Raw genomic sequence first — 11,585 nt, forward strand, 5'->3', positions numbered from 1 at the left:
CTTATTCCTCCAGCTCCAATGGGACTTCAGTTCCTCTGTGAACAACACTCTGTCCAATAATTCCATCAATCATTGCAACGATCTTCGGCGTGTATTTCAAAGCCAGTATATAAGTGATGGTACCGAAAATGATAATGCCGGTCAATAGCATTATTTCCTCGAAGAGGGAATAACCGATATATCCGATCTCATTCGTATAGGGCACCAATCCGGCTTCGCTTTTCGGGATCATCTGTCCGCCAACTATCACGTTAAATCTCATTGCGAAAGTTCCGATAACCACAAGAGCTCCGGCCAGGCCCTGCCCGAGATATGTCCGGCCGGTCTTTGGATGGGACAAAAGCAGCAACGGTACAATTCCGCCTAAGAATATTTGTATCCACAGGAATGAGAACGATAGGGGTCCATTTAACCAGAGCATTATTGCTTCGTACTCTTCAGCAGCAGAGTATAACATAGTCGTTATATCTACAATATCAAGGAAGAATTCCAGCACAAGGAAGAAAACAAGCAGGTTTCCTATGCTGTAAACGATTTCCGGATCGATCTTCTTCTTCTCAGGGAAGTATTTTTCCTTTATGGTTACAACAACTATCAATAATGCAATTCCCGACGTCAGTGCAGAAACAAGGAACAACACCGGCATGAGAGCGGTGTGCCACAACACCATACCTTTATTGAGCCCGAACACAAATCCAGTATCTGCATGCACTCCGAGGGCAACCGGTATACAAATAATGCCCATTAGCTTTGCATATTTGTCGTTGCCGGTAAAGATGAAATATGCATATATAATACTGCATAACAGATAGGCACTGATCACAAAAGTAGCCCAACTGAACATAGAAGCTATGTTCGGGTATAAAAATGTATAATAAGCCCGGGTAGGCTGGGTTGTATCTGCAAACAGTGTCATATTCGCCATCAATAATAGTACAATAGCCATTAATACAGCGTTCTTCGATATGACCTTATATTCCTTTTTCCCGAATACATATGCCAGGGTCGATAGTGTGAAAGACCCTGCACTCAGTCCTGTAAAAAAGGGGAAAGCTGTAATTAGCAATCCCCATATCAGTCCATGTTGTACATTATATACTTCTTGGAAAACCATTTCTCCTCTACCTCATTATTGTTATTATATTAAAATCGCTGTGCTGACACCCATTTTATTTGGTGTGAATGTTTGATGGGACAACATCAATTTCTCCTTTAAATGAACTTAATCATCAGTAATTTACACATTCTACTTAAATGTTTGTGAATTTTCAATTTGTTAGTGTGAAATAGAACAAATAATAATAGTAGGTACAATATGAAATAAACAGTAATTATTCACTTTACAAGTAAAAAAATACTGATTTGTGGTTATTTTCATAAAATAGTGCAAAAATGATAAACTAATATTGGATTAGTAGGAAAAACGAGAACATAATGATATCTAAAATTACTCTTAGAGTGTGAAAAAGACCGAAATGTTTATACATATTATATGCAAAGTAATTGCTAAATAAGTAAGAACCAGGTGATATCATTTGAAGGGAAAGCGACTATTCATTTCTTTATTACTGATGACTGCCTTTTTGACCATTGTATCAATGGCCGAAAGTGATAACGTTGAACTCAATGCGTTAGATGTTAATTGCCGCAGTTGTCATACAGACCCACATCCGATACATTCAAAAATTAATTTACAATGCCAGGAGTGCCATGGTGAAACCCTTAATGTGAGAATACCTCAATGTACAACATGCCATAAAGGACCTATCCATGAAGTCCATAAGGATAAAGTAAACAGTCAGCCCTGTTCAAGCTGCCATAAGAACATTCAGGGAAAACACAACTCCCTTTTGGGCGATTCTATCTGTGAACACTGTCACAAAGATCTGATAACCATTCATGGTAGTGAAATTGATGCCTGTACCAAGTGCCACGGTTCTGCCGCTAAGATAACAAAACCGGTCAAAACACAAAGTATGGCGGTCATATGCGAAAATTGTCACCAGGCAGAGAGCGTGGCCACCATTCATGGTTCAAAAGATGATTCCCAAACCTGTTACCGGTGTCACCGAGAGGGTGTGGAAGAGACTGAGACAACAAAGATCCCCCATATAATACATGTGCCAAAAGTGGATTGCATGACCTGTCACTGGGACTTAAAGGAGGATACCATCACTGTTCCTCAATGTTCCAGGTGCCACAATATTGACAAGATACATGCTTTTGGCAGTATAGGGAAAACAATGAAAGGTTCAGTGGAGTGTTCAATTTGCCATCCGGATTTATCAGTACAGAAAAATATGGGCGAAGTAACAGATATATTCGGTAAACCTTCACCTACAGAGGTACCTGATATAAACCCCACATCCACTCCACCTCTTCCGGGATTCGGTCTGCTTTCCTCATTGTTAATCCTCGGAACGTTGTTTGTTCTGAAATCCAGGAAATAAAGCGGGGAAACCCGCTTTTTTCGATGGTTTTTATTTATTTTCTGAAACGATATCCTCCGGGTTGTTCTGGTACACAACGAGGATTACCATAGTATGGAATATTGGTAATCTTTATTAATGTGGAATAAAGGCAAATCTTATAAGCCATTAGTATAATTACGTTTTAATTTAATTTTGTCCACGATACTGGTGAAAAAATGAAACTGAAATATATATTTTTCACATTGCTTACTATAATGATCTATTATCCTATACTCCGGCTCGGACACGGTATCGTGGAATTCCAGGATAACGTGATGGTCAACCAGTTCATGGCCCATAAAGGACTTCACGAGATTTACGTTCACATATATTCCGGATTTTTACTTTTTCTGGTCAGTGTTATTTCAGTCATTTTACTTTATGACCACTTCAAAGATTCGAAATATACCTGGAAACCCGTTATGGCAGGTATACTATCCACCGGACTTATCGGTCTTGGGGAAGGAGCAGAACATTTATTTGCCACATTTGGTCATGAGGTATTTCACTATACCCACATGTTGGGGTCACCAGTAGCCATGTATTTCCTGTATATCGGTACCAAAGAATATTCCATGCAGTTCAAAGAAGGCGGTAAACCCATGGCAACAAGAAGTATCATGGCCATAATGTCATCAGTATTCATTGTGTCTGTGGTACTAGCGTCCTTTGCACGTGAGGAATGGGACCCTTATATAGAAAGACCTTTTATCTATATAATCGCTGTACCCCTGATATTGCTATCGGTTTTAACCATAAAGGAAGCCTATGACCAGTTCGAAATGCAGAAAATAGTGATGCATAACCTTTCATTACTTGCCATTTCAGTAATGGTATTGAATATAGTAATACTGTTGGGACGTGATGCAGATATTGCCCGCAATGCTTACATTTATCTGGTAGCCCAGATCCTGCAGGTTCTTTTTCTTATTGTAACAGCAACATTTATCATGGTCTTCACGATTTCGATGTATATTATTATGAAGCAGGATGACAAAAAATATCGTTTACCCGATTTTGGCAAGTCCCATGCAAACTCCTGACCGGGATGTTCCCGTAAAAAGAAAAATGCCAGGAATACCCCTTCTCCTGGCTTTCGAAAAACTCTGATTTTACTAATGTTCTACCGGGTCCATGTTAAATATCCTTATCATCACTGTGAACATCAACACCGCCATTGCCCAGAACCCGACCACTACATTGAGCTCAAGTATGGTTGGAATATACACGACCAGTTCACCTAATGGCGAGATAGACATCCCGACCAGGATCAGGAATATCCTCTTAAGGAAGATCCCTCCCACCACAAACACGGATGCAGCAGCAATCCATTTAATCGAGTTCTTGGTCCTGGGATGCAGGACAATGATAAAGGGTATCACAGCCGACAGCAGGATCTCTCCGTACAGTGAGAACGCGTAGGGTCCATTCTGTATGAAGTGGATCCCCAGGTGATGTTCGGGTTTTTGTGCATATGGCCAGACAGTAATCAGGATCTCGTTGAAAAGGAAGAATAGATCCACCGGTATTGCAATGGTCAATGCTTTTCTCAATGTCATAACAATAGCATATGGGTCACGGAACTTGATGTTCGTGTATTTTGGAAGCACAAGCGTAATAATAATTAGCAATGCCAGTCCGGAGGTAATGGCCGAAGATATGAACAACGGTGCCATGATCGCCGAGAACCAGGAAGGTCTTGACTTGACGAGGCCAAACACCCATCCTGTGACCGAATGGACACTGATGGCCGCAGGCAATGAAACCACTGCCAGTGGAAATAGCCAGCGCATCCTCCTGGTCAGCAGAGCATACAGGTCTACACAACATAGTGCAGTATAACCGCCCAGGATCATGAAGTCAAAGAACATCATAGATGTGGTATTGGGTGACAAAAAAAATCGGTAGAACCGTTCAGGATGGCCCAGGTCAGCGGTCACAAAGGCCATGGCCGTTACGGCACATACAAATGCCTGGATAACCCCGACCTTAAGCAGGGGTTCCAGCTTTTTCACACCGAACAGTTCCACACTGGATGCCACGATCAGGCCGCCGGCCGCCAATCCCACAAAAAATATGAAATTGATAATGTACAAACTCCAGCTGACCACGTTCCTGCTGCCTGTAACGATGAACCCTTCGGATAACTGCAAGTAGTAGGCAAAGAAACCCGATGATACCAGGAGCAGCAGGATGGCCACCCATCCATAGTACAGTTTGCTGCCTTTAAACAGCATATCCAGCTTGACCTCGGCTCCAAGAATAGTAATTGGTTTTAAGTTGAACATTTTCATCACCCTACATAGTAAACTCTAGGTTTAGTTCCCAGGTCTTCCTTGAGTACCGTTACCCTCCTGGTGCGCAACAGGTATGATATCTCGCTGTCCGGGTCATTTATATCGCCAAATTTCCTTGCGCCCACCGGACACACTTCGGTACATTTCGTCGTCTTACCTTCACGGACAAGGTGGAGGCAGAAGGTACACTTCTCAACCACTCCCACCGGTCTTATGGGCACATCAGGATTGATCTCATCTTCAGGAACTTCCGGTTTAACCCAGTTGAACTTCCTGGCCCAGTACGGGCAGTTTATCATGCACATCCTGCATCCCAGGCACCTGTCATAGTCAACTACAACGATGCCATCAGGTTCCTTCCATGTGGCTTTTACCGGGCATGCCTGTGTGCATGGCGGGTTATCACAATGATTGCAATGTGCCGGAAGATACCACTTGTCTTCCTTTGGTGCATCAGTATAATACTGGTCAGAGTTGAGCAGGTCAAACGAGCTCTCCTCCATCTCAAGTAACCTGATATATTGTATTCCTGATGTCCTGCCGATATTGTTCTCTTTGATGCATGCATACATACATCTTCGGCATCCGATGCACGTCTGAGTATCGATGGCCATGGCGTAATGGACCCCTTCCACAGGGGCCGGGTCATCATAATATTTTCCAACCTTTTCTACATTCCACGGTAGGTTGGACGTTATCATGGCAAGGGATTTGCCGCTCAAGGCAGCAACGCCACCCATTCCTGAAAGTTTTAAGAAATTTCGTCGTGATATATCCATAGAAAACACCCCGGTTAATCCGGTCTCCATTTATTCCGATTCACAATCATCAATAATGAGACCAAAAAACTCAGGATCAATACTGTGATGAAAATTTTACCTGAAAAAATTACGGCTTGAGTATATGGTTCATCATTACCTGGTTCCAGGAAATTTACTATTTCCGGCGGGTTCAGGGGAGGAGGCAGCGGGTAACCGATTCCAAGACCTACTTTGTACAGTTTCGGGTTATGCGGGTTATGACACCTGAAATCTGAACAACTGAACCGTCTACTTTCCAATTCTTCCACAGTTGCATTTTTATGTGAGGCATCAGTTACCAGGTTCAATTCTGGTTTGGATTTGCCATGGTCCCCGTATAACCACGTATCATATCGCTTCTGGTGACATTGGTAACATAATTTTGGGGACTCTTCAAATGGTATTAATTCTCCTGATAAAAGCCGCAATTTGCTTCTCTGGTCAAAATCATGGCATATAAAACAGCCAACCTGCCCTTCAAGGACTAACTTGTCATGGTATTCAAGTGATGTGCTATGGGGTATTTTCTCGTTTGTGGCAGTCCCGGGATCGTGACAAAAATCACATTGGAACGTGAATGGAAGTCTTCTGTTGATCAGTTCATCAGCTTTATTTGCTGGTTCTTCTGCAGAGGGCAGGTCTGCATAGGTCGGCCCAATGAAAACCAGGACAAGAATGATGAACGTTGACAATACAATGAATTTCTTGAACATATCAATATCGCCTCAAGTTTATTCTTATTAAATGTTCATGTATAATAAAACTTATTCATACAATATAGTCTATAATGTGATATTAATAATTAATATATTTTTATTAAATCAAATTTTAACTATGTATATTACATTATATGTATAAAAAAGAAAATATATCTGATTAAAAATAGATTTCATCCTAATTCATGCCTTGGATTTATATAATATTATCTAAAACTGGCCTCATTTTGCAACATTGAGTGTGTGTTGATGTGCAACCGTCACATTTATAATGGTTAATAACAATGGATGTATTACCAACGGCAATTCAAAGCACGAGGTCATGAATATGAGTGAAGGATTCGGTTATAAGAAAGATAGTATGTTTGCCAGGATGAGTTTAAGATCAAAGTACAACTTTGCATATGATGCAGTAAGGTACCTGAAAATAGGTACAGTTCTTGCATCTACCATTGTTATTATCTATGTATCTTCCTGGGTGGCAACTGTAGGAATGACCTATCTGGTCAAAATGATACCTTAAACCTGTTTCATGCACGTGGTGCGGGTTGGGGATTGGGGGCACATAATTCAATTGTGATTTCTATCCCGGGATGATGTAGTAGTACAAACCATGGGAAAAATAAACGGTGATTAATGCTTTGTATCAAAAAACCACATCATTCCTCGTGTCTGGTCCGGAAGATTGGTCATTCCATGGCACGGTTATTATAGCCAGGCCAAAGTCCTTACTATGCATAATATTAAATAATTCCTCACACTATTTATCTTTATGTCACATCAACATATGTGAAAATGGGGTGCCAACCATACTTAGGAAAAACATAACAATCAGTGAAGACCATTTTGACATGCTTGACCCTATATTAAAAAAGCATAATAATAATCTTTCGGCTGCAATGCGTGATATTATCGAATATGCAGTTTTCACACTGGAAAGATATGATAGCATTGAACGAGGCAAAGAGATGCTTGAAAAGATGCTTGAAAAGGAAGATTCGGTCTATGACGTGACGATTCCCATATCAATGTTTAAATGGCTCATCACGTCCAGGGATGGGAAAATACCATCCTTGGAAGAAGTGAAACAATTGTTCATGTCCCAGATGTTCACTGAAAAGGATATCAATAGTCTTATCAGGTCGATAAATGAACAGAACAAGACAATGCATTGGCCACTTTTTATAAAATGCGACGTTGATAAAAGAAAATTATATATCATAATTACCGGTGTTGATAAGGCTATCAATAAATTTGAAGCTCTTTTATTGTCCCAATATCTTGCAACAATTGAAGAACCATTTGTATTGGAAGAAATGGTCGTCCTTCCTACTTCAATCCAGATACAGTATGAGAAAGGTTCCCGGGAAAAGGCAAACGCATCTATGCTGAAACATTTTGAGGTATCATCAACAATTTCAAAAGAAATTGTTACACATTAAATATATAAATAAATAGCGTACAATGTTAGTCTGGTAATATCATGAATATTAAGGATATTTTCATAATCACCTTTGCATCTGCAATATTGATCTATTTCCTGTTTTTTTTCGTTGGTTATCAGCAGGTATCATTCAATGAAGATAATACTGCACTTGAGAACCAGTATGGTGGCAGGGAGGGTAAAGAGGGTCATTATGGATTGGATGAACTTTATGCCACTGTTTATGCCGGTATCTTATTGTTCATGGCCAGTATCATTTCCACAATAATCCTCTATGGCCGCTTTGGAAAATCAAGATTTACCTGGAGACCGGTCATTGGCGGTATCTTCACTGCTGGCTTTATGGGACTGGGTGAAGCTCTAGAACATAATTTCGATACTCTCTGGCACGAATTTTTCCATTATCTCGTATTGCTCGGGGGATTGGTTGCCATGTTCTTCCTGTATATCGGGACCCAGGAATACCGGATGCAATATCGGCAAGGTGGAACACCAACATCATCCAAAGTCATTCTGGGTATAATAATAATTCTACCCATGGTTGCCTTTGCAATAGCTTTGAATGCTATCGAACCCTACGATGCCAGAGTTGAACTGCCCTTCATTTACCTGACCGCAACTCCAACCCTTTTCCTATCGGCTTTAACCATGCTTGAATCGTATCGGCAGAAAGAGGAAAATAAGGTCTTAATGGGCTTTCTGGCAATGCTCGCAGGTACTGTAACCGGTCTTACCGTCATTATCTTCCTGGCCAGGATAGGCGATATTGGAAACCATGCCTTTATTTTTATACTGGGGCAATCCCTACAGGTTGTCTACATGTCAGCAACGGCAATGCTGATACTCGTATTTACTTTTACTATGTGGGCACTGGCAGATTCTAAATAGGTAAAGAAAGAATAGAATAGCTATTCATTTTACTGTCAAGTCCATTTTAAATTACTTGGCAGGCTTACCTACAAATTTTACCAATAATAGACTTATTTCAAAAAATAGTATCAATGGCGCAGCAATGATGACCTGGCTGATGACGTCTGGAGGTGTTATCATTGCAGATATTACCAAGAGGCCAATATAAGTGTGATATCTATACATCACAAGTGTGCTCCGTTCCACCAGCCCATTACGTACCAAGATTATAATCGCTAATGGAAATTCAAATACCAGTCCGAATATGACTGTGGTAAATAACACAAAAGAGATGAATTGTGAAACAGAGTACGTGGCCATCACACCGGCTGAGGCCGCATTCTGGAACAGGTAATTGAGAAAAAAGGGGAGCATCAGGAAATATGCATAGCCTGCACCCAACATGAAAAGGATAAAGGCAATCATTCCAGCAAACAAAATTGAGAACCACGACCTTTTAACTTCGAACCGTCCTTTTAACGCTGAATAAATGTAATATGATACCAGCGGGAGTGTGAGCAGTGCACCTGCAATGAGTGCTACTTTGACTTTCAAGAGCATAACCTCAGGAGGGGATAGGTAGATGACCCTGGCTCCCTCTGGGAGGATATTATCAATTATGTTTTTTATAAATCCGCCCGTGAATGGAAAAGATATTATGAAACCGCAAACTAGAACTAGTACAAACAGGATTAATTTCTTTTTTAGCATTACCAGGGTGATACTAATATTTTCATAGTCCATTGTATATCTTAAGTCCTAATATGCTGTATATTACATAAAATTATGGAATAGCTATTGATTCTCTTCATTACGGTTATATGTGTAGGGTAATAAATACTTGTCAAAAATACCTGCTGATGAATAAACTGAACTCAAACAGGATCACAAGGAAAAGTGCTGTTATCAATTGTGACATCCCTGTAATATCGGGTGCAACAAAAATAGCAAAACCGATGAGGATACCATAGACGATCATCCGTTTATCCTTTAATTGCTCAGCTTTTACCAGTCCTGATTTGATGGAAATTACCATTAACAGGGGAAGCTGGAATAGCAGGCCGAACATTATCATCATCGTTGTCATAATTGAGAATGTATTTCGTACTGATATTCCTGAGGTTGCCACATCTTCTGAATAATAGAACATGTAATTGAATATCAAAGGTATGACTATGAAAAAAGCTATCCCCATACCTATAAAGAAAAGTAACATCGAAGGAGGGACTACCAATAATGTGAATCTTTTTTCGTTGGGAAACAGTCCTTTTTGAATGAATACGAAAAATTCATACATGAATAACGGAAACACAAATGCAATAGCAATTGCCAGGGATAGGACCAATCGTGTCAGCATCCACTCCATTGGACTGTAGATAACCATTTCTATCTCAGGAGGGAACAGGTAGGCCCACATCGTACCAATAAGGTCTCCGGTAAAGGGGAATGTACCCATAAGTACGATGATTAGAGCAGCCACAACTATGAGCATCCGCTGGCGAAGCTCTCGTACATGTTCCAACAGGGGCAATTCCTGGTCGCCTGGTACATTGTTCATGTCTAACCTATCGTTATGCATTTGATGATGGATAATTTTATAGGATTGGAGCTGCTATAATAGTATTGTTAATAATAGTATTTGAAACCGGAATTGCCTGAAAGCTATATGTATTATATTACTAATTATACTCTTGTTAAGAAAATAATTCACCAGATTAAATTAATAAGAAGACTGATAACATGCTTGGCTCAACTGAATTGTTGCTTATTTTTGCAGCAGCGTTATTATTGTTCGGACCCGACAAATTGCCGGAGATCGCTCATTCCCTTGGACGTTTGATGGGGGATTTTAGAAAGGCGATGCGAGAGGCTGAAAACCAGTTATCGGTTTCTGAGGTAAAAGAATCAATTGAAGAAACAATTACTATGGCAAAGATAGATTAATTGTACAGAAAAATTTTGAGGTAAATTAAAAATGATAATGCCCGGACCAATGGAATTGACACTGATAGTCGGTATAATAGTCCTGCTCTTTGGAGCTACCAAACTTCCTGAACTTGCCAACGCACTTGGCAGGTCAACGGGTGAGTTCAAGAAAGCCCAGAAGGAATCAGAATTATCCTTGAAGGAACTCGATAACAACAAAAAACCGCAGGAAAGATCCAAGCTCCAGCAGTCAGCCGAGAACCTGGGGATTTCAATTGAAGGCAAGACTGACGACCAGCTGCTTGATGAGATCGAAAAGGCCACTAAGAAATAGGGTTCCTTGTTGGCAGGGATACTATTTCACGTGATCATTCTTTATCCGTTATTTTGACAGCGGTGCCGTATGCCAGTATTTCGGCTGACCCTGCCATTACCATTGCAGTCATGAACCTGACATTTACCACGGCATCGGCCCCCATCGTTTCAGCATCGTCCACCATGCGGTTCATGGCTTTTTCCCTGGCCTCTTCAAGCATTTTTGAATATTCTGTCAATTCGCCGCCTACGATGGAGCGCAGACCTGCCATAATGTCCTTGCCGATATGCTTGGCCTGAATGGTACTCCCCCGGGCCATACCAAGACTCTGGGTGATCTCTTTTCCTGCGATGGTGTCTGTATTCACGATAATCATGTTCTTACCTCAGTATTTTCTTTCGATCTCTGCATCTTCTTCACCCATTTTTTCCTTTATCAACGACAATAATGCCAGTATTATTCCCAATATAATGGCTGCAAGAGATAGTTTCAGTATCATATTACTCTCTATGGTTAAAATAGTATAGAAAGCGTATCCCACCAACATGATGATACCGATGACTACCAGTCCTATGCCGAGATTTCGCACTGCTGTGTTACTATCCATTTCACATCATTCCGCATCTCTAAAAGTATATGGCAGCTTCTTGATTATTAATATTTGCCTATCCCCATCATAAAAATAAGAAGCCCCGAGGTTGGGATT

15 protein-coding genes are annotated in these 11,585 nt (G+C 40.7%); 7 read left to right on the plus strand and 8 right to left on the minus strand.

What is annotated here, in order from left to right:
- Position 1 precedes the first annotated feature (1 nt).
- The gene (gene nrfD / locus K0A89_05590) at positions 2-1,114 is read right to left on the minus strand and encodes a polysulfide reductase NrfD (protein ID MBW6517956.1); all 1,113 of its coding nucleotides are present in this window, start codon (positions 1,112-1,114) and stop codon (positions 2-4) included.
- A gap of 421 nt (positions 1,115-1,535) precedes the next feature.
- Here nrfD (K0A89_05590) and K0A89_05595 point away from each other — a divergent pair, with 421 nt between their 5' ends.
- The gene (locus K0A89_05595; protein MBW6517957.1) at positions 1,536-2,450 is read left to right on the plus strand and encodes a hypothetical protein; all 915 of its coding nucleotides are present in this window, start codon (positions 1,536-1,538) and stop codon (positions 2,448-2,450) included.
- Positions 2,451-2,647: 197 nt separating this feature from the next.
- A complete protein-coding gene (locus K0A89_05600) occupies positions 2,648-3,514 on the plus strand; it encodes a hypothetical protein (protein MBW6517958.1) in 867 nt (288 codons plus the stop codon).
- 72 nt (positions 3,515-3,586) lie between these two features.
- Here K0A89_05600 and nrfD (K0A89_05605) read toward each other — a convergent pair whose 3' ends face one another.
- The 3 genes from nrfD (K0A89_05605) to K0A89_05615 are packed head-to-tail and all read right to left on the minus strand — an operon-like array spanning position 3,587 to position 6,281.
- A complete protein-coding gene (gene nrfD / locus K0A89_05605) occupies positions 3,587-4,759 on the minus strand; it encodes a polysulfide reductase NrfD (protein MBW6517959.1) in 1,173 nt (390 codons plus the stop codon).
- A 5-nt stretch (positions 4,760-4,764) separates the two neighbouring features.
- A complete protein-coding gene (locus tag K0A89_05610) occupies positions 4,765-5,547 on the minus strand; it encodes a 4Fe-4S dicluster domain-containing protein (GenBank protein ID MBW6517960.1) in 783 nt (260 codons plus the stop codon).
- 14 nt (positions 5,548-5,561) lie between these two features.
- Positions 5,562-6,281, minus strand: coding sequence for a hypothetical protein (locus tag K0A89_05615; protein ID MBW6517961.1), 720 nt, complete (start codon positions 6,279-6,281; stop codon positions 5,562-5,564).
- A 274-nt stretch (positions 6,282-6,555) separates the two neighbouring features.
- Here K0A89_05615 and K0A89_05620 point away from each other — a divergent pair, with 274 nt between their 5' ends.
- From K0A89_05620 to K0A89_05630, 3 genes are all read left to right on the plus strand, one after another.
- Positions 6,556-6,807: a hypothetical protein gene (locus K0A89_05620; protein MBW6517962.1), complete on the plus strand. Its 252-nt coding sequence runs from the start codon at positions 6,556-6,558 to the stop codon at positions 6,805-6,807.
- Between the two features lie 277 nt (positions 6,808-7,084).
- Complete coding sequence (locus K0A89_05625; GenBank protein MBW6517963.1) at positions 7,085-7,726, plus strand: hypothetical protein; 642 nt, start codon at positions 7,085-7,087, stop codon at positions 7,724-7,726.
- Between the two features lie 41 nt (positions 7,727-7,767).
- Positions 7,768-8,616: a hypothetical protein gene (locus tag K0A89_05630; protein MBW6517964.1), complete on the plus strand. Its 849-nt coding sequence runs from the start codon at positions 7,768-7,770 to the stop codon at positions 8,614-8,616.
- Between the two features lie 51 nt (positions 8,617-8,667).
- Here K0A89_05630 and K0A89_05635 read toward each other — a convergent pair whose 3' ends face one another.
- Together K0A89_05635 and tatC are read right to left on the minus strand one after the other, a co-directional pair.
- Entirely contained in the window at positions 8,668-9,381 is a 714-nt protein-coding gene (locus tag K0A89_05635) for a twin-arginine translocase subunit TatC (protein ID MBW6517965.1), read from the minus strand.
- Positions 9,382-9,481: 100 nt separating this feature from the next.
- Positions 9,482-10,195 (minus strand): twin-arginine translocase subunit TatC, encoded by a 714-nt coding sequence (gene tatC, locus K0A89_05640; GenBank protein MBW6517966.1) that lies wholly within the window; start codon positions 10,193-10,195, stop codon positions 9,482-9,484.
- Positions 10,196-10,377: 182 nt separating this feature from the next.
- On the opposite strand from tatC, the gene K0A89_05645 reads away from it, so the two are divergent.
- Together K0A89_05645 and K0A89_05650 are read left to right on the plus strand one after the other, a co-directional pair.
- Entirely contained in the window at positions 10,378-10,581 is a 204-nt protein-coding gene (locus K0A89_05645) for a twin-arginine translocase TatA/TatE family subunit (protein ID MBW6517967.1), read from the plus strand.
- 37 nt (positions 10,582-10,618) lie between these two features.
- Positions 10,619-10,897 (plus strand): twin-arginine translocase TatA/TatE family subunit, encoded by a 279-nt coding sequence (locus K0A89_05650; protein ID MBW6517968.1) that lies wholly within the window; start codon positions 10,619-10,621, stop codon positions 10,895-10,897.
- 34 nt (positions 10,898-10,931) lie between these two features.
- On the opposite strand, the gene K0A89_05655 is transcribed toward K0A89_05650, so the two are convergent.
- Both K0A89_05655 and K0A89_05660 read right to left on the minus strand, forming a co-directional pair.
- Complete coding sequence (locus tag K0A89_05655) at positions 10,932-11,255, minus strand: YbjQ family protein (GenBank protein MBW6517969.1); 324 nt, start codon at positions 11,253-11,255, stop codon at positions 10,932-10,934.
- Positions 11,256-11,264: 9 nt separating this feature from the next.
- A complete protein-coding gene (locus tag K0A89_05660) occupies positions 11,265-11,486 on the minus strand; it encodes a hypothetical protein (GenBank protein ID MBW6517970.1) in 222 nt (73 codons plus the stop codon).
- Between the last annotated feature and the right edge of the window lie 99 nt (positions 11,487-11,585).

The sequence above is a fragment of the ANME-2 cluster archaeon genome, assembly GCA_019429385.1.
Lineage (GTDB): Archaea > Halobacteriota > Methanosarcinia > Methanosarcinales > Methanocomedenaceae > Methanocomedens_B.

Excerpts from the sequence above, each read along its gene's own strand:
- nrfD (MBW6517956.1), bottom strand. The coding sequence starts at position 1,114 with ATGGTTTTCCAAGAAGTATATAATGTACAACATGGACTGATATGGGGA.
- K0A89_05600 (MBW6517958.1), top strand. The coding sequence starts at position 2,648 with ATGAAACTGAAATATATATTTTTCACATTGCTTACTATAATGATCTAT.
- nrfD (MBW6517959.1), bottom strand. The coding sequence starts at position 4,759 with ATGTTCAACTTAAAACCAATTACTATTCTTGGAGCCGAGGTCAAGCTG.
- K0A89_05610 (MBW6517960.1), bottom strand. The coding sequence starts at position 5,547 with ATGGATATATCACGACGAAATTTCTTAAAACTTTCAGGAATGGGTGGC.
- K0A89_05615 (MBW6517961.1), bottom strand. The coding sequence starts at position 6,281 with ATGTTCAAGAAATTCATTGTATTGTCAACGTTCATCATTCTTGTCCTG.
- K0A89_05620 (MBW6517962.1), top strand. The coding sequence starts at position 6,556 with ATGGTTAATAACAATGGATGTATTACCAACGGCAATTCAAAGCACGAG.
- K0A89_05630 (MBW6517964.1), top strand. The coding sequence starts at position 7,768 with ATGAATATTAAGGATATTTTCATAATCACCTTTGCATCTGCAATATTG.
- K0A89_05635 (MBW6517965.1), bottom strand. The coding sequence starts at position 9,381 with ATGGACTATGAAAATATTAGTATCACCCTGGTAATGCTAAAAAAGAAA.
- tatC (MBW6517966.1), bottom strand. The coding sequence starts at position 10,195 with ATGAACAATGTACCAGGCGACCAGGAATTGCCCCTGTTGGAACATGTA.
- K0A89_05645 (MBW6517967.1), top strand. The coding sequence starts at position 10,378 with ATGCTTGGCTCAACTGAATTGTTGCTTATTTTTGCAGCAGCGTTATTA.
- K0A89_05650 (MBW6517968.1), top strand. The coding sequence starts at position 10,619 with ATGCCCGGACCAATGGAATTGACACTGATAGTCGGTATAATAGTCCTG.
- K0A89_05655 (MBW6517969.1), bottom strand. The coding sequence starts at position 11,255 with ATGATTATCGTGAATACAGACACCATCGCAGGAAAAGAGATCACCCAG.
- K0A89_05660 (MBW6517970.1), bottom strand. The coding sequence starts at position 11,486 with ATGGATAGTAACACAGCAGTGCGAAATCTCGGCATAGGACTGGTAGTC.